We start from the raw sequence: 19182 nt of genomic DNA, 5'->3' as shown, positions 1-19182 counted from the left end.
ATATCTATAAAATTAATAAAGGAAATGTAATTACATGGTATTTAAATACTTAAATTTAAATCACGTGATCTTTAAACAATTTATCTAATGTTTTACTAAGATTATTTGTTTTACCTGGATGCGGACGAGAACTTTGGATAGATGAGCTACGAACCGCTGTTAGCCAACGAAAACGTTCGGCAACATCAAATTCGGAAATGGCAGATTCGGGATGAATTCCTTCTGCAATTTTAGAAAGCGCATTTAGATTACTATCAATAAAATCTAAATCCAATTCGTGACAAAATGCATTTACTCGTTCACTATTAATAAAATATTTTACTTTAAGATAATTCTCTTTTTTAGAGAATAAAATTACTCCAATATTAATAAATTCTTCACGTTCAACTTTCGGAACTAAGCGAAGAATAGCATACTCATATAAGATTTTTTCTGGCATTGTTGGCTTCGTTTATAAAAAGTTCTGTATGTTGTAATCGTGTTTTGATAAAGGTTTTGTAAACCGTTCTCATTTCCTCAAATGTAGAATGATATGCTTCCGTTTCTAACCATTCGTCAGGAATTAAATCTACAATATCATCAATGATTTTATCATTCAACAATGGTTTGAATTCTGCATCAACTTCTTCTAATTTTGTTGCATTTTTAAGTAAAACATGGTCTTTTACTTGCGAAAAAGTTGTTAAGGCAGCTTTTTCCCAATTGTCCCAAGAATGATGAAAATAATAAGATGCACCGTGATCTATTAACCACAATTCTTTGTGCCACATCAACATATTTGTGTTACGAAAAGTACGGTCAACATTGGTAAGAAAAGCGTCTAGCCAAACAATTTGAGATGATAATTTATCATCAACTTTCATCACAGCAGGATCATAATTAATAGCACCAGATAAAAAATGCAGTGCCAAATTTGTTCCTTCGCTAAACTTTAGCAAATCTTGAATTTCTTCATCAGCTTCCGATTGTCCAAAATATTCGTCCAATAAAGCAAAAACTAATTCGGGTACTTTAAATCCTAAAACACGGGCAATTTCTCCTCCTAATAATTCGGAAATTAACATGCGTGGTCCATGTCCAGCACCTTTAAATTTTAATACATATTTAAAACCGTCATCTGCATCTGCCAAAGCAGGTAAAGATCCGCCTTCTCGCAAGGGTTGCAAGTAACGCTCTACGGTAACTGTTCTCAATTCTGGCTTATTCATCGTATAAAATTACAATGAAAAATTAATTAAACTTTCACATTTATAATTTTTTAGTGTCGTCAAACTTATAGAATTTTGTTAAATAATTATTTTTTGTTGCTGATAAATGAGTAAAATTGTAAAAATAGGACGATTTGTAATTCGTAAAAGTGTATTGATTATAGGATTAATAGCTGCCTTTACAATTTTAGTAGCACTCGTTATTCAGGTTTTTACGTCGTATTATATTTACAATTATCAAGGTAATATTCCGTCAGATTATCGTGTTGCAGTTGTTTTTGGCGCTAAAGTACAAGCAGATAGAAATCCGACAAGATTTTTGAAAGATAGATTAGATGCCGTAATTAGATTGTATAATGATGATCAAATTGATGCGATTTTATTGTCTGGAGAAAAACTGAACGAAGGTTTTAACGAAATTGATGTCATGGAAAAGTATTTGCTTGATCGTGGTGTAAAAATAGAAGATACTTACTTGGATGGCGCAGGTTTGGATACGTACAGCACAATTTATAGAACAAAAAATATATATCAGTTTAAGAAAGTGATTTTAATATCGCAATCATTTCACTTGAAAAGAGCAGTTTTTTTAGGAAAATTTTTCGGATTAGATTGTATAGGTTATAGTGCAGATAGCGGACCTTATAAAACAGAGAAAAGACAAAGTTTCAGAGAAGTTTTAGCTAACATAAAAGCTTTGTTGGATATTAGTAATGATCGGACTCCAGAAATAATAATAGAACCTAAAAAGGATTAAAAATAGGAAGCCGCTTAATTTTTGAGCGGCTTTCTTGTTTTTTAATATTCTATCAAAGTGACAATATCAGTTGTAAAAGGTGTTAATTTATCTTTTCCATTTAAGAAAGTTAAATCAACAATAAAAGAAAACTGTGTAGTTTTTCCTCCACATTTCTCTACTAATTTTGCACAAGCTTCTGCTGTACCACCAGTTGCTAAGACATCATCATGTATTAAAACACGAGCGCCATCTTTTATGTAATTCGAATTTACTTCGATTGTAGCTTGCCCATATTCCAAATCATAAGATTCGCTAATTGTAGGAGGAGGTAATTTACCTGCTTTACGAATTAGAACGAAAGGTACGTTTAGCTTTTGTGCAATTTGTATTCCGTATAAAAATCCTCTACTTTCAATTCCGCAAACAATATCTACTTTTCCTTTGGCTTTTGCTACAAAAGCATCTACAATTTCTCCAGAAAGTTCAGGATTTAAGAACAAAGGTGTAATATCTTTATAAACAATTCCTTCTTTTGGAAAATCATTTACATCTACTATAGTTTGATTGATTTTTTGTTGAAGTGTTGACATTTCTTTTTTAAACTGTTTTGTTAAGATGCAAAGTTAACTAGAAATTCGTTTTTAGAATTTCTTTTAACGAATTATTAAGCATTCTCTCTAAAATGTTACAAACCCAAACTTGTCCAAATACGTTCGGGAATACGAACAGGACGCTTTGTTTCAGAATCCACACAACAAAGTATAGTATAACCTTCATTTATTTTTTTTCCAGCTTCATTATATATCGTATAATCAAAACGAATGCGAACTCCTTTGTCACGTTCCTTTACAATAGCTTCAATTTCTATCATTTCATCATACAACGCACTACCAATATACTTGGTATGCATTTCTATAATCGGCATCTGTATTCCCATTGCTTCTAATTCGGCATAAGGAAAACCTCGCTCTCGCATCAATTCCACACGACCTATTTCATAAAACTCGGGATAATTACCATAATAAACAACCTTCATTTGATCGGTATGTTTATATAAAATACGCGTTTTGGTACGAAAAACGTTTAATTGTTCTTCTTGATTTATCTTTTCCATGATTATTTTTCTAAACCTTCATTATATCGTTTCAAAAATAGAGAACAAAAAAAAGACTTTATCAATTTTATTAAAATAAAATGATAAAGTCTATTCAGTAATTTTTTTATAATCCATCCAACTAAATGATGCTTGCGAAGAATCTTTTTGTTCTTCCTTTAAAAAATCATAAGGAATTTGAATGATTGTTTTAAATGTAGGATTTGCAATCTCAAAATAAAATATCCTTACATTTGCATCATCATTTAATTCAATTTTTAAAAGATTAAAATTATTTTTAATACCTAAATCTCTTAAATGATTCTCAATTCTGTTTGTTGCAACGTCAATTTTTTCTTGTGTTATTTCCATAATGATACAAAAATACTAAATATTAATTTTGATAAGACAAAATTTGACCGAAAAGATTACCTTTGTAATACTTTTATTTTTATCTCAAACTACTTATTGATTTTCTGAATTATACAACGTATTTTTTAATTTATCAATACCCTTTTCGTTTTTTTTATTAAAAATTTATTCACAATTTTGTAAAGAAGGATTGGATAAATTACCTCCTTGATTATCAATTTTTTACACTAAAACTTAAGCACTTTTGGAGAATATAATGACGATAACTGCAAATTCTGTGTGGGATAAATGCTTGTCTTTTATCAAGGACAACATTGCCGAAGATGCATATAATACATGGTTTGTGCCTATACGACCGGGCAAACTAAATAATAATGTTTTGACGATTCAGGTACCAAGTAAATTTTTTTACGAATGGTTAGAGGAGCATTATATCAAAATTTTAAAAAGTGCATTGCAAAAAGAACTTGGTTCTGATGCAAAACTGGTTTATAGTATTTTAATGGATCAAAAGTCGGAAGGACGCGAACCTTTTACAGTTCGTATTCCGAGTTCAAATAAAGAAAAACCAAAACCGCAAGAAGTAGAAGCGCCAGTTAATTTACAAGCTGGTAAAATGATGAATCCATTTATTATTCCAGGATTACAAAAGCTTAAAATTGATTCACAATTAAATCATAATTATACATTCAATAATTATGTAGAAGGAGAGTCAAATCGTCTGGCTCGTGCTGCAGGTCGTGCAATTGCAAAACGTCCGGGAGGAACTTCTTTCAATCCTTTATTCATCTATGGTGGAGTAGGATTAGGAAAAACGCATTTGGTGCATGCGATTGGTTTAGAAGTAAAAGAAATTCATCCAGAAAAAACAGTTTTATATGTTTCTACAGAAAAGTTTACACAACAATTTATAGAAGCTGTAAAAAATAATAATCAAAATGATTTCATTCACTTTTATCAAATGATTGATGTTTTGATAATGGATGATATTCAGTTTTTATCAGGAAAAGCAAAAACGCAAGAGGTTTTCTTTCATATATTTAATCATTTACATCAAAGAGGAAATCAAATTATTTTGACTTCGGATAAATCTCCTGCAGATATTCAAGATATGGAAGATCGCTTGATTTCTCGTTTCAAATGGGGATTATCAGCAGATTTACAAAATCCAGATTACAATACACGTCTTTCTATTTTGAAACAAAAATTAGAAAACGATGGAATTGAATTTCCTGATGAAGTAATGGACTATATCGCACAAAATATTGATACAAATGTTCGCGAATTAGAAGGTTCTTTAAACTCAATAATTGCGCAAGCAACACTTAATAAACGTGAAATTACGTTAGATTTAACAGCGCGTACGTTGTCTAAATTAGTGCAAACTGCTCGCAAAGAAATTTCGATAGATTATATCCAAAAAACAGTTTGTGAATACTTCAAAGTGAAAATGGAAGATATTCAATCAAAAACACGTAAAAGAGATGTTGTGCAAGCACGTCAATTGGCCATGTATTTTGCAAAACAATATACCAAAGCATCTTTGGCAAGTATTGGTAAACAGATTGGTAAGCGTGATCACGCAACAGTTTTACACGCGTGTAAAACCGTGAAAAATTTACAAGAAACTGATAAGCAATTTCGTGGATATATAGAAGATATTTCGCGTAAAATTGCTGATTAATCATAAACGTTCATACAATGAAAATCTTGATGGTTTGCTTAGGTAATATTTGTCGTTCGCCTTTGGCAGAAGGAATTTTACAATCAAAAGTTGGAGACAATCATTTGATAGATTCTGCTGGTACAGGAGATTGGCATGTTGGTGAGCAGCCTGATAGACGCTCGGTTGCGGTTGCAAAAAAGCATGGTGTAGATATTTCAGATCAACGTGCAATGCATTTCAATCCAATATTTTTTGAGGAATTTGACCTTATTTTTGCAATGGATAAACAAAATTCTATTGATTTACAAAAATTAGCGCGTAACGAAGAGGAACGAAACAAAGTTAAACTAATCTTGAAAGATGGTTCAGGAGTCGCACATAACGTTCCAGACCCTTACTACGATGGAGATGAAGCTTTTGAGCATGTTTATCAATTATTAGATGATGCAACAAATGGCATCATCACCAAATACAATCTTTAATTTTATTACAATGAATACGGCTAAAGTTTATCTAATTCCTTCGCTTTTAGGCGAAAGTGAACACAGTAGAGTATTGCCTTTATACAATCTTGATATTATTCGTTCTTTAAATACTTTTGTAGTTGAGAATGAGAAATCTGCACGTAAATTTATCAAACAAGTTTGTCCAGAAAAAGTACAAGCAGATTTAGATATTTATATTCTAAACAAAGATACCGAGCCAGAAGAAATGCTCGATTTAATTAAATTATTAGACAAAGGGATCTCGTTGGGAATTATTTCCGAAGCTGGTTTACCCGCTATTGCCGATCCTGGTGCGCAGTTGGTAAAAGTAGCGCAACAAAAGCGTATTCAGGTTGTTCCTTTGGTTGGTCCATCGTCTATTTTATTGGCATTGATGGCGTCTGGAATGAATGGTCAAAACTTTTCATTTCACGGTTATTTACCAATCGACAAAACCGAACGCAAAAAGAAATTGATGCATTTAGAGTCAGAAAGTGCAAATACAGGAGTTGCTCAAATTTTTATGGAAACACCGTATCGTAACAATCAAATGGTAGATGATTTAACGAAAATTCTTCGTGCCGAAACCAAGATTTGTGTCGCGTGTCACATAACATTAGAGGACGAAGATATTCGTACATTAGCTATCAAAGAGTGGAAAAATGAGAAATATGATTTCCACAAACGTCCAGCAATTTTTGTTCTACAAGCCTAAAATTTTTATTGAAAAAAAGATAACTATTTTTACACTGCCCCCAAAAAGTTAGACACTATTTGGGGGCGTTTTTATGGCAAGAAAAGTAAAATATGATGTAGTATTTAAGTTAAAATGCGTAGAAGAAGTACAAAAAACTAATCAATCGATTAGTTATGTTAGTAGTCGCAAAAAATATTTGTGAAAGTTTATTGCGTAAATGGATTTTGGGCTACGAAAATTATTAAATTTTTGGATTAGAGCCGAAAAATAATCAAGTTTATTCAATTGAATTTAAGCTTAAAATTATTGATGAAATCGAGAAAAATCATCTTAGTTTACGTGAAGCTAGGTTAAAATTTAATATTCCGAGTGATTCAATTATTATCAAATGGCAAAAAGATTTTGCTAACTTTGGGTTGGACGGATTACAAGCTAAACCAAAAGTCGTCCTAAAATTATGAATGCTCCAAAACGTACTAAAAAGCTCAAAAAACAGCGTAAGCCATAGAAGAATTAAGGCCGAAATTTACTTTTAGATTGCTCAAATATGGCAAGAAGTAGCTTTTATTATTACGTTTTTTCAATCTAAAACAGATAAATATCAAGCTATTAAAATTAAATCTATTTATCATAATCATAAAGGACGTTATGGATATCGAAGAATTACGGAAAGTTGGAACATTAAAATCAGAACTATTTTATTTGCAAAAATTTAATTCGATTGACGAGTTAAAACGTAAAATTAAAGAGTACATTTAGTATTACAATAACGGAAGAATAAAATCGAATTTAAACAAAATGAGCCCGATACAATATCGAACTCATTTTTATAATCATTAATTTTTAATCTGTCCAAGTTTTGGGGTGCAGTGTAAAAAGGAATTTTTTAAGCCTTCTTAAAATTTATATTCGAAATAATGATTGCAAAAATAATGATTGCAATTCCTGTCCATTGTATAGGTAATACAGTTTCTGGTATAACAATCCACGCAAGAGTTACAGAAACTGGTAATTCTAATGACGATACGATGCTTCCTAAACCTAATCCTGTGTGTGGAAAACCTTTGTTTAATAAGATAGGAGGTAACACTGTTCCGAATAAAGAAAGCATTAATCCCCATGTATAAAATATACTCCAATTAATTGGATGAATTCCTGAAACATCGTCAGAAAAGTTTTTGTATAAACTTAATAATCCATCAAAATAATAAGGTCCAATTTGACTAAGAAATACAAATAGTGCAACGACAATTCCACCACCATATAACATCCACAAACTCTTTTTGTAAGCTGGTAAATAATTTGCCATACTGTTTGATGTAAACATAGTTGTAGTAAAAGAACAAGCAGCTAAGAATCCCCAAAATAATCCTTTTGGATTAAGTTCAACTTCTTGATTAATAAGATTTGTTGCCAAAACTGTACCTCCTAAAACCAATAATGTTGCGATTAATTTCTGAAATGATGGAAATTTTTTAGCTAAAACACTTTCAACCAAAATACTAATCCAAACTGTTTGCATCAAAAGGACAATTGCAATAGAAACATTGATATATTGTACCGCCAAATAATAAAACAAACTTGTAAAACCTAAAGAAGTTCCAGCAAGAATCAATTTTTTCTTGTCTTGTGGCTTCACATCAGGTAAGTTTTTATTTTTTTGATGCATAACAAAATTAATGGCCAATAAAGCCAAAATTCCTAAAACAAACTGCGAAGCTGTTACTTCAGCAGTTGTGTAGCCTTGATCGTAAGCAACTTTAACAAAAGTAGCAAGCATTCCGTAGAAACTTGCACCCAATGCAACAAACAAAACTCCCTTCAACATATTTTTATTTTCCATATTATTTTCCATAAAAAAAGGCTTGATAATGTTTAATCAAGCCTTGCAAGTTAATCTATTTTTTAGAAACTAAAAAAGACCATTTATTTCAGCTTCTATTTTATTAAAAATAGTACCTAAATCTTCTTTGTTTTCAACAAAATCTAAATTGTCAACATCAATTACTAATACTTTACCTTCTTTGTAATTAGAAATCCATTTGTCATATTTATCATTTAATCGGCTTAAATAATCAATACTGATAGAGTTTTCGTAATCACGACCACGTTTCTGAATTTGGGCTACTAAAGTAGGAATAGAAGCTTTTAAGTAGATTAATAAATCTGGAGCTTCTACAAAACTTGTCATCAAGTTAAAAACACGTAAATAGTTGTTGTAGTCTCGTGTAGACAAAAGTCCCATATCATTTAGATTGCTCGCAAAAATATGCGCATCCTCGTAAATAGTACGATCCTGAATAATATTTTTACCACTTTCTCTGATTTCTTTAACCTGATTGAAACGGCTTCCTAAGAAATAAATCTGAAGATTAAAGGCCCATTTCTCCATATCATTATAAAAATCATCTAGATAAGGGTTAGTTTCAACATCTTCAAACTGAGCAGTCCAGTTATATTGTTTTGCTAAAAGATTTGTTAGAGTAGTTTTACCTGCTCCAATATTTCCGGCGATGGCGATATGCATTTTTCCAATTATTTTAACGTCTGCAAATATACACAACCTAAAATTTCAAAACAAAATTTGATATGAATCTTCATAGAGAAATCTTTTTTAGAATAAAAATTATTTGAATTCAAATCTGTATAAATAAATTATTTAGAATGATTTTTTAAATGTTTATTTTTAGATATATTCATAATAATTAATTATTTAAGTTTTATATTTTCAGAAAAAACTAATTATTTAATCCCGTAAATATAAATATAATCGTTAGTTAAGGTAATTAATCTAGCTTCATTAAACGCAATACTTTTTACATCAACCAAATCTAAAAAAGGAATAGTTTCTTGATTTTCTAAATTTATAGAATATAGTTTATTGTTTTTTATGTAAAAAAGTACATTCTTGTAAAAATAAAAAGGAGAGTTTTCTATGTCTAACATAAAATTAGTTTTGAAATTCCCATAATCATCGTATACATAGATTGTTTTTTGAGCTTTTAGAAAGACTAAATTTTTGTAAACGTGAATATTTTCTATGGATTGATCATTATTCTTTAAATAGATCGATTTTGAGTTTAAAATCGGTTTTTGAAGTTGGTAATTGTAATAAATGATTTTATTCCCGATAATATCATAAAACCAACAAAATTGATTATCTGTCACTTTTAATGCAGTCGGCATAAAATCTGTTGACGAAATTGTAATAGGATCTTGAATAGGATTAAGGTGTTCATCTATAATGTCTAAACGATTAAAATTAGAATAAATGTATAAACGCAAAGGATTACTAGAATCTATAGAAGAAATAATATTTTTTGAATGATATGTTTTCGTGCTTTTATTGGAAAATATCTTCTCAATTTTTGTTTCAGAGATTAAATAAAATGATTGATTAAGATCTGTTTCAATTTTTTTGATTGTTTTATTTTTAATAGAAATTGAATCTTCCAAGACAAATTTTTGTGCATAAGAAAATTGACTAAAAAACAGGCAAATAAAAAGATAAAAAAATGATTTCATTTATTTGAAAATTACTTCGTAACCAAATCTACAAATTGATAAAAGGATTACCAAAATAAATATATAACGAATAAATTTATTTCCTTTATTTATAGCAACTTTAGCACCAATGTAACCGCCAAGTGCATTAAAAAAAGCCATAGGTAGTGCAATAGACCAAATTATTTTTCCTTTTAAAAGAAATAAACAAATAGAACCGAAATTGGTAGCTAAGTTGATTAATTTAGCATTTGTATTGGCTTTTAAAAAGTCCATTCCTAGAAGTGTAACAAATCCTAAAATAAAAAAAGTTCCAGTTGCGGGACCTATAAAACCGTCGTAAAAGCCTACTACAATACTTACTATACATCCATTGATTAAGGCAATGTTGTACGGAATTTCTCTTTCTTTTGCTTGTCCAAAATCTTTTTTGAAAATAGTATAAATAGCTAAAGCAATTAGAATGAATAGTAAAACTGGTTTCATAAAATCATTACTAATAATAGTTAATAAATGAGAACCTAAAAATGCAGAAACAAAAGATAATGTAGCCATTATACCAAAAAGTTTCCAATCTATTTTTACTTTTTTTAGATATTGTATTGTTGCTAAGGCTGTTCCGCTAAATGCAGGAATTTTTAATGTTCCTATCACAGTAGAAACTGGTAGTTGTGGTAAAAATGCAAGTGCTAATGGTGTTTGTATAAGTCCACCACCACCAACTATTGAGTCTATAAAGCCTGCACAAAATGCTGCAGAGCATAGATAAAATAAAAGTTCAGTTTCCAAAAAAAATAAATTTTGGCAAAGGTAGAAAATAGAAAAGGACAAAGCATTGCTTTGTCCTTTTTATAACTATAATTTTGTTTAAAATTATTTAATTATAAATTTTACTGTACCATAAGAACCATCTGCATATGCTACACGAGCAAAATATACACCAGCTTTTAAAGCAGAAATATTAACATCTTTTGATTTTACTTCTGATAATTTTCTTCCAGTTAAATCACCAACTAATACACTTTTAATTTCTTTATTAGAAACAACATTAAGTGTACCAGCATTAACAACAGCTTTTAACTCAACTTTAGTTGCAGTTTGTTCGTTAGTTGCTAATGTACATCCAGGAATATCATTTAATTTTAAAACTCCTCCTGTCCCTTTAGTGTCCGTAGTATAATGACCAACCCAAACAGATTTACAATCGTGAGCTCCAATAAATAATCTTTGTTGACCATCATCTATTTTTGTCCAAGTATCACCATTGTCTTTAGTGTAAGCTGATCCAACTCCTAGCTCTGAATCTTGGTTAAAACCTGTAGACAGAAAAATACCCTCTGATCCTGGGATATATGAAATATCACCATCGAAATAATTACTAGATTCTAAAGGTTCCCAATTAGCTCCACTATCTTTAGTAACCCAAAGCACAGCTGTATTATCTATTAATAATCCATATTTTGATGAAGAAAAAGACATACTTGCGCTTGAAGTTTCACCTGAAAAATCATCAACAGGAGAGAAATATGAATTCCAAGTAGCTCCTCTGTCGTTTGTATGTAAAATTCTACCAGTATTTGATGTTAACCATAAGTCTTCTCCTAAACTAACTTTACCAGCTACATATCCATATTCTTCACTACTTAAAGGAGAAGGTGCAGTAGCTAAAGTAGTCCATGTATTTCCACCATCTGCAGTTTTATACATTTCATATTTTCCATTGATAGGATCTCCAATAACTAAACCATTGTTTGCATCAAAAAAACGAACAATATTTCCAAATGAACTATTTCCAAATACACCAGAAACTTTACTCCATGATGTTCCGCTATTTGTTGTTTTCCATAAACCATTAGCAGCTGCAGAACCAGATGCAGGTGCTGTTACAATGAATGCTGTTGTACCATTGATTGCTCCAACGTCAGAAATTAATGCATTCGAAGGTAAATTAGATACTAAATTTGCTTTCCAACTTGTTCCACCATTTGTAGTAACACCTATATATTTAGGATATGTTTGTCCTCCAGAACCATCAAAGTAAGTAATCCACGCAGTATTAGGGTCAACAATAGAATATTCTCTTGCTCCAAAAGATTGTGAAGGAATACCACTATTTTGTGTTGTATAAGTTTGACCAAAAGATACAGCTACTGCAGCTATCGATAAAAGAGATAGTAATTTTTTTCTCATAATAATGTATTAATTAATAATTAGTGTTAGGCTAAATTAAGAAAAAAAAAATAAAAAGCTTAATAAAAAGCTTATATTTAGTACTCTACAGAACTCCTAGATAAACTATTCTTAATATGTTAAAAGAACATAAAAAGCGCATTAACACTCTGTTTTACGGTATTGTGAAATGATGCTTTTGATATTTTTAATTTTGTAAAATATTTTTAAAAAGGCTTAGAGAATTTATATTTCTATGTAAAAAAGATTATTTAATTAAGATTAAGCAGTACTAATTTTCGAGAATTTTGAGTTCTTGGGTATATATTCGGGTACAAATGCACTATTTCATTATTAATAGTTTGTAACCACGATGGGATTCGAACCCATATTGTCAGAACCGGAATCTGATATTTTATCCATTAAATTACGTAGCCTTAAAAACTTTAGTAAAAATAGACAAATAGAGAAATTTTAAATAAAATATTTATCTAAAATTTCGGTGTTGAGTTGCTGTAAAAAAATCTCTGAAAATTTGATTAATTTCTTCATTAGATCTCGAGGCTTTTATCCCAAGTTGTGGATAAATTTGTATAATGTAGGTTGTTAGTGTAGAAACCGTATTTGTTCCGAATTGATGAATTTCCTCTGACAATATATCTTCGATAGTAAGATTATTAATTAATAACTCTTCCATTTGTTGTGCATAATTTAAAAGTTCTAGAGTCGTTCGTTTTAAAAAAACATCAAGTTGTTGTTGAACAGAAAAAGTAATTATTTCTAAACTTTTTTCTAAAAAATGTTCAGCCATTCCAATATAATTTACCAATAAAGTTAAATCAGCAAAAACATGAAATGGAATTTTTTCAACCAAATCATCACTGAAAAAAGTATTATAAATAAAACTATAATCTTTATGTACGGTTTGATTAACAACTTCAAAACTATGAGAAGATGTAGCAACCATTCCCATGGATTTCCAGCTTGGGATTAGTTTTACTTGTGCTTTATCTAGAATAAAAGATAAAATTTTAGGTTGATTATTTTCGTCAACTAATGGTTGTCCATTTTCTAAAATTTGAGCATTAAGTGTAAAATGAGTTAAATATGGCGCACCTGTAGCGTAATGCCATAAACCATTAATAATGTAATGATCTTTTACTTTTTCGGCAGTTCCGCCAATCATTCCGCTTCCTCCAAAGCAAGCTTTTTGATTCGAAAATATTTCGAATGCCACAGAAGGAGATAAATTTCTAGAAAAATAATTTGCACCACTACATAAGGTAACAAACCAGCCTAAACTTCCGTCTATTTTAGATACTGTTTGTAAAATTTTGAGACCTTCGGAAGTCGTTAATCCTAAACCATTGTATTGCTTCGGAACCCAGATATTCAACCAATTATTAGTTGCTATTAATTCGATAATTTCTGAATTGAAATATGTAACGTTTAATAAATTTTCTCGAATGGATTGTACGTTAAGCATTTTCAGAATTATTTAAAATTTTTCTCCAATTTAAATAGCCAGAAACTGCAACAGAAAATAAAATGATTGATAGAATTGCATATAAATAAAGATCTTTATGAATCATTAATGGAATAGAAATAAGGTTACTAATGTTAAGTAAAATCCAGTTTTCTAATTTCCTTTTTGCCATCAACCACATTCCTGCCCATGCAAATGCACTAACGAGAGAATCCCATATAGGAACATCCGAATCTGTGAAATGTGTCAAAGCAAAGTAGAATATTGTAAAACTAAAAAAGATAATTCCAATTGCAATTTTCCATTCTTTTGTCGTTGTTTTAGAAATTTCTATTTCATGTTTTTGTTGACCAAATTTCCAATACAATAAACCATAAAAACTCATAATTAAATAATAAATATTTAATGTGAATTCTGCATAAAGTTTTGAGTTGAACATGACAACTAACGTAAGTAAAATTCCCGCAATTCCGAACAGATAATTTTTTGGATTATTGTATCGCGCTAAAACCACTTGAAAAATTGAAAAAACGACACCCAGCCATTCTTGCCAAGTTGTTTGTAAAATAATTTCCTTCATCATTCTTATTTTTTTTGATGAGGAGATAGAAGTTATAATTAACATCAATCCCTCCGCCAGCATTACCTGGATCAGGTGTAGAACAAAATTGTTCTTGGGTATATTCTCAGCCAAAAATTAGCACCCCATTTGTCTTCAAAGATGAAAAGATTATTTCAATAAAAAAAGAACTTATAAAAAGTTCTTTTTTCTAAATTAATCCAAATTGTTTGAAATGATGTGTAAAGTGTTTTTTATGAAAGGTTTTCCAATCTTCATAACCAATTTCTGCAAGAACAGGATTTTCTATTTTTGCATCAGGATTTGCCTCAAAATAAGCATGAAAAGTATCAATTTCACTTTCTAATTTATTGATTGCTTCTTCTAGAGAAGAATATCTCAAATCCAACAAACCTTCCATTCCGCCAGCTTTTATTCCACGTTCCATTTCTCCGTCAGATTCTAACAAAAAAGCTTTGTATTTCGGAATCATTTCTTTGGGAATTCTACAAGGAATATGTAAACCTCCGTTCGACATTTTTGTTGCTACAATCAAATGTTCTACCATGTGTTGCGGTGTCATAATTCCCCATTCTGACTGCTGATCTACAGTTAAAGTATTCAATCTATCAATCAAATTTTGTTTATTATTAAAGTCTACAAACATTTTCTTATTATTTTGGTTTCAATTTAGTTATTTTAATTATGTTTTCAGTTAAATTTGTGAATAATCAATTCTAAATACTCTTCAAATGATGAAATTTTTCAGCCTATTATTTGTGACTATTTTATTAACCTCTTGTGTTTCTCAGCACAATAAGATTATTCAAGAAAATATACTTTCTCTTAAAAATAGTTATTGCAAAGCACCATTTCATTATAATTATGATAAAAAAGTGCCTTCTTATAATGCAGACTCTATTATTGATGCAAACAAGAGTTTGAAAAACAATTTTTCTGATCAAAGCATTTTGATTATGAACGCACTTGGAACGATAGATGAAGTAGAAAAAATTGTAGAACTTAAGAAAAATCCGTCTTTAGAGTCGCGTGTAAAAGTATTGGAACTTAAAAATTCTATCAATAGTAAAATTACAATTGCGATGACAGAGTTAGACGCTGTTGCTGCGGAATTTGATTGCGAAGGTGAACGAGTTGGACAAATGGCAAACTATGTAAATAACCTGAATGACAATAAAAATAATAAGTTGATAATATATTCTATTGCAGTTGGTGCAGCAGCTTCTATAGCTGGCGGAATTATAAAAAGCGATGGTTGGGGAAGTGCTGTGGATATAGGTGGAGGAATTTTAGGAGCAGGTTTGGGGTTTGCAACATTAAACCCAAAGGGTAAAAAAATAATTTTTATTCATGAACGTAATTTGCTTCGCGATATTTGGACACAAAAATTAGAGTCAGAGAATTTTCCGCCTTTTATTTGGTATATGTACACGGAAACAAAGTTTTCGAATAACACAGGAGGATTGTCAATTATAGAAAATATAAAGAAGCGTTGGTTACAGTTTAATTTTGATAATAATATAGATGAAGCAAATCAATCTGTAAATTTTCAGAATGGAGGAGAATATCTTGCAGACGACTTATACAATCGGACATCAATGCTCAATCAAATGCAATCTGCAACCCGAACTATTAATCAAAGTATTAATTATTTGTTGTTAGATTTAGATAAATTAGTCGTGTATTAAATAATTATAAAATGAATTTTAATCTTCAACCAATATTAGAGAATGACTTAGTTATTCTAAAACTTCTATCCGAAAATGATTTTGAAGAGTTATATTCAGCTGCTTCAGATCCAAAAGTGTGGGAACAACATCCGAATAAAAATCGTTGGCAAAGAGAAGTTTTTCAGAATTTTTTTGATGGAGCAATTCAGAGTAAAGGCGCTTTCAAAATTATCGATAAACAAACGAATCAAGTTATTGGAAGTTCGCGTTTTTATGATTTTGATGACAAAGATTCTTCTATTTTGGTTGGATATACATTTTACGCAACAAGTTCTTGGGGAAAAGGAATTAATCCGTCGGTTAAGAAATTAATGTTTGATTATATTTTTCAGTTTGTAGACAAAATTTATTTGCATGTTGGTGCAGAAAATGTTCGCTCGCAGATAGCTGTAGAACGTTTGGGATGTAAAAAAATAAAAGAAGAAGAGGTGGCTTATTTCGGCGAAAATCCTAAATTAAATTTTGTTTATGGTATTCATAAAAATGATTGGTTTAAGTAATTGAAAATTATAATATTTACTTGAAAGGCAGATTTTTTTCTGTCTTTTTTTGTGAAATAAATTGAAATATATGATTATGTTTTTCTTAATAAAAACTACTTTTACTGAAGTTTTCATAACGATTAATGAGTAACATTACATTAAACCCAATTTACGAAAAGATAATTGATGATTTATCGAATCAAAAATATTCTATTTCAGACTTTTTCTTCTCTCCAGAAGAAACAAAACAACTTCGCGAATCAATCATACAACAAGATAAAGATTTTCATCAAGCTGCAATCGGAAATTCTCAAAATGAACAAATTGTGAAATCTGTTCGTGGCGATAAAATTCGTTGGATTGATGAAAGTCAAAAATCAAAAACGGAAGAAATTTTCTTTGAAAAAATAAATGATTTTATTCTTTATCTTAATATGACGTGTTATATGGGAATTGAAGAAAGTGAGTTTCATTACGCTATTTATCCCGAAGGAACTTTTTATCAACGTCATGTTGACGCCTTCAAAAACGATGATAGACGCACGCTTTCTATCGTATTATATTTGAATGATGAAGAGTGGAAAGATGAATATGGAGGACAATTGACTCTTTATTTACCAGACGAAAATAATACTGAAAAGGAGTTGAATGTTTTGCCTTTGGCTGGTCGTATTGCGATTTTTGATAGTAAAACTATTCCACACGAAGTAAAAAAAGTAAACCGCCCACGTTATAGTATTACGGGCTGGTTGAAAACAAGATCAAGAACTGGTGTTATATGATTCAAAAGCTTTTATTATAAAGGCTTTTTTTGTATATTAAAATTAGATTAGAAAATTCACAATCAATAGTTTGATGAAGTTTAATGTCTAATTTTGTAAAAATATTTTTTAGATGCAGATACTTGTTATTGAAGATGATAAGCGAATTAGTGATTTCTTAATCAAAGGATTAGAAGAAAACAATCATTTGGTTACTTTATGTAAAAATGCAGAATTGGTATTAGAAAATTATTTGAATATTCAATTTGATCTAATCATCTGCGATATTATGTTACCTGGAATGGACGGAATTCAGTTAGTACAAACACTTCGTTTCAAAAAAATATTTGCACCAATTCTAATGTTAAGCGCTCTAAATTCTGTACAAGACAAAGTTTCTGCTTTGGATTATGGCGCAGACGATTACATTACAAAACCTTTTCATTTTGATGAATTATTATCTAGAATTAAAGCCTTAACACGTCGTAATCAGTTTCGTCAAAACGAAACAATATCTAATATTTTGACTTTTGGTACATTAGAAATCGATCTCAATCAATACAAGGTTTCCGTTAATCAAGAAGAAGTTGATTTGTCGCCACGTGAGTTCAAATTACTCAATTATTTGATCGAAAATATAGAAAAAACGGTAACACGTATTCAAATTTTAAATGCTGTTTGGGGCATCACTTTTGACAATCATACCAATGTTGTGGATGTTTATATTTCGTATTTACGAAATAAAATAGAGAAGAATAATTGCAAATATATTTACACGGTAAAAGGTGTAGGTTATATGTTCAAAGCTTAAATTATGAAGTTAAAACATCGTCTTTCACTCTATTCAATTATTATTTTTAGTGTAGTTATTTTAATTGTTTCTACGGTTATTTATTTCTCGTTTTACACACAAATGGAGAAAAAAGAGATTCAATCTTTAGAAAGTAAATCGCTCTTGGCTGCAATTTATTATCTAGAACAAGATGAATTACCAACATTAGAACATGAGAATATAAAAACTCAGATGTTGAAGACGATTTCTCGAAAAAATATAGTGATTTATGATACTTTAAATCAAAAATTTAATGGAAATATGGATGTTGATGATAATATTTCATCAAAATTTATAAACAATGTTCGCCTTAATAATAATGATTTTTTTACTTCAGAACATTTCTTTTACAATGGGATATTTTATCGTGACAATCAAGGTGATTTTGTAGTTATTACGCGTCAATCAAAAGATGAATTTAATGATCAAATGCAATCGTTGTTACATATTTTAATTATTGTTTCAGTTATTGGCTTATTGTTTATCTATTTGTTTTCACAATATTTAGGTTACATTGCTTACGAGCCGATTACCAAAATTATTGAACAAATAAAAGAACGTGATACTAAAAACTTTAATGAACCTTTGGTTTTAAAAAAATCGTACGCCGAGATTGAAGATTTGGTCAAAACATATAATCATTTTATAGATCGGATTGCACAAACATTTAATGTTCAAAAAAATTTTATAGATTATGTTTCGCACGAATTACGAACACCAATTACTGCTCTTTTGGGAACTTTAGAGGTTACAAATCATAAAAAAAGAACGTCGGAAGAATATGAATTAGTCATTGTACAATTAAAACAATATACCAATGATTTACAAGAAACTCTAGATCAAATGATGCTGCTTTCGGGAGCGAAAACAAGTTTTGAATTTAAAACAATTCGAATTGATGAAATTGTTTGGCAAGTAATAGAAAATGCAGTTTTATATCATAATGCAAAAATAAATGTAGATATAAAAGTTGAAAATAATAAGTTATTAAGTATTCAAGGAAACGAAAAATTAGTAGAAGTTGCTTTGAATAATTTAATAGGAAATGCAATAAAATATTCCGATAATCAAGAGATTATGATTCAGTTTTTGGAAGTGAATCAACAACTTAAACTTCATATAATTGATAAAGGAATTGGTATTTTAGAAACTGATTTAGCAAAAATAAAACAGAATTTTTTTCGAGGTCAAAACACACAATTTTATCAAGGAAAAGGAATCGGACTTTCTATGGCAAATATTATTTTTACTTTGCATGAAATAGATTTACAAATCGAAAAAAATAAACCAAAAGGAACCATTGTAAAATTGAGTTTTAAATAATGTTTTGTCTTAAAATAAACGATCATCAAAAAACTCTAATCTACTTTTAATCTAC

The 19182-nt window shown here is 29.8% G+C and carries 23 protein-coding genes, 1 tRNA gene and 1 pseudogene; 11 read left to right on the top strand and 14 right to left on the bottom strand.

What is annotated here, in order from left to right; genetic code table 11:
- Positions 1–55 precede the first annotated feature (55 nt).
- Together RSC72_RS09390 and RSC72_RS09385 are read right to left on the bottom strand one after the other, a co-directional pair.
- Positions 56–439, bottom strand: coding sequence for a DUF3037 domain-containing protein (locus RSC72_RS09390; protein ID WP_332546576.1), 384 nt, complete (start codon positions 437–439; stop codon positions 56–58).
- Positions 417–1208, bottom strand: a complete 792-nt coding sequence (locus tag RSC72_RS09385) for a HipA family kinase (protein ID WP_332546574.1) — start codon at positions 1206–1208, stop codon at positions 417–419. Before RSC72_RS09385 ends, RSC72_RS09390 begins: the two co-directional genes overlap by 23 nt.
- Positions 1209–1314: 106 nt before the next feature.
- On the opposite strand from RSC72_RS09385, the gene RSC72_RS09380 reads away from it, so the two are divergent.
- Positions 1315–1965, top strand: a complete 651-nt coding sequence (locus tag RSC72_RS09380; RefSeq protein WP_332546573.1) for a SanA/YdcF family protein — start codon at positions 1315–1317, stop codon at positions 1963–1965.
- A gap of 41 nt (positions 1966–2006) precedes the next feature.
- On the opposite strand, the gene RSC72_RS09375 is transcribed toward RSC72_RS09380, so the two are convergent.
- From RSC72_RS09375 to RSC72_RS09365, 3 genes are all read right to left on the bottom strand, one after another.
- Positions 2007–2537 carry an adenine phosphoribosyltransferase gene (locus tag RSC72_RS09375; RefSeq protein WP_332546571.1) on the bottom strand — a complete coding sequence of 177 codons (531 nt, stop codon included), beginning with the start codon at positions 2535–2537 and terminating at the stop codon, positions 2007–2009.
- 95 nt (positions 2538–2632) lie between these two features.
- Complete coding sequence (locus RSC72_RS09370) at positions 2633–3061, bottom strand: acyl-CoA thioesterase (protein ID WP_332546569.1); 429 nt, start codon at positions 3059–3061, stop codon at positions 2633–2635.
- Positions 3062–3151: 90 nt separating this feature from the next.
- Positions 3152–3412: a hypothetical protein gene (locus tag RSC72_RS09365; protein ID WP_332546567.1), complete on the bottom strand. Its 261-nt coding sequence runs from the start codon at positions 3410–3412 to the stop codon at positions 3152–3154.
- A gap of 256 nt (positions 3413–3668) precedes the next feature.
- Here RSC72_RS09365 and dnaA point away from each other — a divergent pair, with 256 nt between their 5' ends.
- The 5 genes and pseudogenes from dnaA to RSC72_RS09345 all read left to right on the top strand — a co-directional run bounded on the left by dnaA (position 3669) and on the right by RSC72_RS09345 (position 7100).
- A complete protein-coding gene (gene dnaA / locus RSC72_RS09360) occupies positions 3669–5096 on the top strand; it encodes a chromosomal replication initiator protein DnaA (RefSeq protein ID WP_332546581.1) in 1428 nt (475 codons plus the stop codon).
- A gap of 17 nt (positions 5097–5113) precedes the next feature.
- Positions 5114–5560, top strand: a complete 447-nt coding sequence (locus tag RSC72_RS09355; protein ID WP_332546565.1) for a low molecular weight protein-tyrosine-phosphatase — start codon at positions 5114–5116, stop codon at positions 5558–5560.
- Positions 5532–6278 (top strand): SAM-dependent methyltransferase, encoded by a 747-nt coding sequence (locus RSC72_RS09350; protein ID WP_332546564.1) that lies wholly within the window; start codon positions 5532–5534, stop codon positions 6276–6278. Before RSC72_RS09355 ends, RSC72_RS09350 begins: the two co-directional genes overlap by 29 nt.
- Before the next feature lie 227 nt (positions 6279–6505).
- Complete coding sequence (locus tag RSC72_RS15845; protein ID WP_442878326.1) at positions 6506–6721, top strand: helix-turn-helix domain-containing protein; 216 nt, start codon at positions 6506–6508, stop codon at positions 6719–6721.
- 187 nt (positions 6722–6908) lie between these two features.
- A pseudogene (locus RSC72_RS09345) lies at positions 6909–7100 on the top strand (IS3 family transposase).
- 46 nt (positions 7101–7146) lie between these two features.
- Here RSC72_RS09345 and RSC72_RS09340 read toward each other — a convergent pair.
- The 9 genes from RSC72_RS09340 to RSC72_RS09300 all read right to left on the bottom strand — a co-directional run bounded on the left by RSC72_RS09340 (position 7147) and on the right by RSC72_RS09300 (position 14645).
- Entirely contained in the window at positions 7147–8103 is a 957-nt protein-coding gene (locus RSC72_RS09340; RefSeq protein WP_332566351.1) for a DMT family transporter, read from the bottom strand.
- Positions 8104–8172: 69 nt separating this feature from the next.
- A complete protein-coding gene (locus RSC72_RS09335) occupies positions 8173–8787 on the bottom strand; it encodes a deoxynucleoside kinase (RefSeq protein ID WP_332544308.1) in 615 nt (204 codons plus the stop codon).
- 215 nt (positions 8788–9002) lie between these two features.
- Positions 9003–9785 carry a hypothetical protein gene (locus RSC72_RS09330; RefSeq protein WP_332578481.1) on the bottom strand — a complete coding sequence of 261 codons (783 nt, stop codon included), beginning with the start codon at positions 9783–9785 and terminating at the stop codon, positions 9003–9005.
- Positions 9786–10553: a sulfite exporter TauE/SafE family protein gene (locus tag RSC72_RS09325; protein ID WP_332544310.1), complete on the bottom strand. Its 768-nt coding sequence runs from the start codon at positions 10551–10553 to the stop codon at positions 9786–9788.
- Between the two features lie 84 nt (positions 10554–10637).
- Positions 10638–11954, bottom strand: coding sequence for a T9SS type A sorting domain-containing protein (locus RSC72_RS09320; RefSeq protein ID WP_332544311.1), 1317 nt, complete (start codon positions 11952–11954; stop codon positions 10638–10640).
- Positions 11955–12298: 344 nt separating this feature from the next.
- Positions 12299–12370 (bottom strand) — tRNA-Arg (locus tag RSC72_RS09315).
- Between the two features lie 50 nt (positions 12371–12420).
- Positions 12421–13419, bottom strand: a complete 999-nt coding sequence (locus tag RSC72_RS09310; protein ID WP_332544312.1) for a hypothetical protein — start codon at positions 13417–13419, stop codon at positions 12421–12423.
- Positions 13412–14002, bottom strand: coding sequence for a nicotinamide riboside transporter PnuC (gene pnuC, locus RSC72_RS09305; protein ID WP_332544313.1), 591 nt, complete (start codon positions 14000–14002; stop codon positions 13412–13414). Before pnuC ends, RSC72_RS09310 begins: the two co-directional genes overlap by 8 nt.
- Positions 14003–14189: 187 nt before the next feature.
- Positions 14190–14645 (bottom strand): hypothetical protein, encoded by a 456-nt coding sequence (locus tag RSC72_RS09300; RefSeq protein WP_332544314.1) that lies wholly within the window; start codon positions 14643–14645, stop codon positions 14190–14192.
- A gap of 85 nt (positions 14646–14730) precedes the next feature.
- On the opposite strand from RSC72_RS09300, the gene RSC72_RS09295 reads away from it, so the two are divergent.
- From RSC72_RS09295 to RSC72_RS09275, 5 genes are all read left to right on the top strand, one after another.
- Positions 14731–15687 carry a hypothetical protein gene (locus RSC72_RS09295; RefSeq protein WP_332544315.1) on the top strand — a complete coding sequence of 319 codons (957 nt, stop codon included), beginning with the start codon at positions 14731–14733 and terminating at the stop codon, positions 15685–15687.
- Between the two features lie 11 nt (positions 15688–15698).
- Positions 15699–16229, top strand: coding sequence for a GNAT family N-acetyltransferase (locus RSC72_RS09290; RefSeq protein WP_332544316.1), 531 nt, complete (start codon positions 15699–15701; stop codon positions 16227–16229).
- A 125-nt stretch (positions 16230–16354) separates the two neighbouring features.
- On the top strand, positions 16355–16993 hold the full coding sequence (locus RSC72_RS09285) for a 2OG-Fe(II) oxygenase (protein WP_332544317.1): 639 nt from the start codon (positions 16355–16357) through the stop codon (positions 16991–16993).
- Between the two features lie 112 nt (positions 16994–17105).
- Positions 17106–17783: a response regulator transcription factor gene (locus RSC72_RS09280; protein ID WP_332544318.1), complete on the top strand. Its 678-nt coding sequence runs from the start codon at positions 17106–17108 to the stop codon at positions 17781–17783.
- Positions 17784–17786: 3 nt separating this feature from the next.
- Complete coding sequence (locus tag RSC72_RS09275; protein WP_332544319.1) at positions 17787–19127, top strand: sensor histidine kinase; 1341 nt, start codon at positions 17787–17789, stop codon at positions 19125–19127.
- The last annotated feature ends 55 nt before the right edge of the window (positions 19128–19182 follow it).

The sequence above is a fragment of the Algoriella sp. genome, from assembly GCF_036647415.1.
Classification (GTDB): Bacteria; Bacteroidota; Bacteroidia; order Flavobacteriales; family Weeksellaceae; genus Empedobacter.
The sequence above is the reverse complement of the archived record's forward strand: the minus strand, read 5'-3'. Positions and strand labels throughout refer to the sequence as shown.

Coding starts and splice junctions, on each gene's coding strand:
- RSC72_RS09390 (WP_332546576.1), bottom strand. CDS start 439: ATGCCAGAAAAAATCTTATATGAGTATGCTATTCTTCGCTTAGTTCCG.
- RSC72_RS09385 (WP_332546574.1), bottom strand. CDS start 1,208: ATGAATAAGCCAGAATTGAGAACAGTTACCGTAGAGCGTTACTTGCAA.
- RSC72_RS09380 (WP_332546573.1), top strand. CDS start 1,315: ATGAGTAAAATTGTAAAAATAGGACGATTTGTAATTCGTAAAAGTGTA.
- RSC72_RS09375 (WP_332546571.1), bottom strand. CDS start 2,537: ATGTCAACACTTCAACAAAAAATCAATCAAACTATAGTAGATGTAAAT.
- RSC72_RS09370 (WP_332546569.1), bottom strand. CDS start 3,061: ATGGAAAAGATAAATCAAGAAGAACAATTAAACGTTTTTCGTACCAAA.
- RSC72_RS09365 (WP_332546567.1), bottom strand. CDS start 3,412: ATGGAAATAACACAAGAAAAAATTGACGTTGCAACAAACAGAATTGAG.
- dnaA (WP_332546581.1), top strand. CDS start 3,669: ATGACGATAACTGCAAATTCTGTGTGGGATAAATGCTTGTCTTTTATC.
- RSC72_RS09355 (WP_332546565.1), top strand. CDS start 5,114: ATGAAAATCTTGATGGTTTGCTTAGGTAATATTTGTCGTTCGCCTTTG.
- RSC72_RS09350 (WP_332546564.1), top strand. CDS start 5,532: ATGGCATCATCACCAAATACAATCTTTAATTTTATTACAATGAATACG.
- RSC72_RS09340 (WP_332566351.1), bottom strand. CDS start 8,103: ATGGAAAATAAAAATATGTTGAAGGGAGTTTTGTTTGTTGCATTGGGT.
- RSC72_RS09335 (WP_332544308.1), bottom strand. CDS start 8,787: ATGCATATCGCCATCGCCGGAAATATTGGAGCAGGTAAAACTACTCTA.
- RSC72_RS09330 (WP_332578481.1), bottom strand. CDS start 9,785: ATGAAATCATTTTTTTATCTTTTTATTTGCCTGTTTTTTAGTCAATTT.
- RSC72_RS09320 (WP_332544311.1), bottom strand. CDS start 11,954: ATGAGAAAAAAATTACTATCTCTTTTATCGATAGCTGCAGTAGCTGTA.
- RSC72_RS09310 (WP_332544312.1), bottom strand. CDS start 13,419: ATGCTTAACGTACAATCCATTCGAGAAAATTTATTAAACGTTACATAT.
- pnuC (WP_332544313.1), bottom strand. CDS start 14,002: ATGATGAAGGAAATTATTTTACAAACAACTTGGCAAGAATGGCTGGGT.
- RSC72_RS09300 (WP_332544314.1), bottom strand. CDS start 14,645: ATGTTTGTAGACTTTAATAATAAACAAAATTTGATTGATAGATTGAAT.
- RSC72_RS09295 (WP_332544315.1), top strand. CDS start 14,731: ATGATGAAATTTTTCAGCCTATTATTTGTGACTATTTTATTAACCTCT.
- RSC72_RS09290 (WP_332544316.1), top strand. CDS start 15,699: ATGAATTTTAATCTTCAACCAATATTAGAGAATGACTTAGTTATTCTA.
- RSC72_RS09285 (WP_332544317.1), top strand. CDS start 16,355: ATGAGTAACATTACATTAAACCCAATTTACGAAAAGATAATTGATGAT.
- RSC72_RS09280 (WP_332544318.1), top strand. CDS start 17,106: ATGCAGATACTTGTTATTGAAGATGATAAGCGAATTAGTGATTTCTTA.
- RSC72_RS09275 (WP_332544319.1), top strand. CDS start 17,787: ATGAAGTTAAAACATCGTCTTTCACTCTATTCAATTATTATTTTTAGT.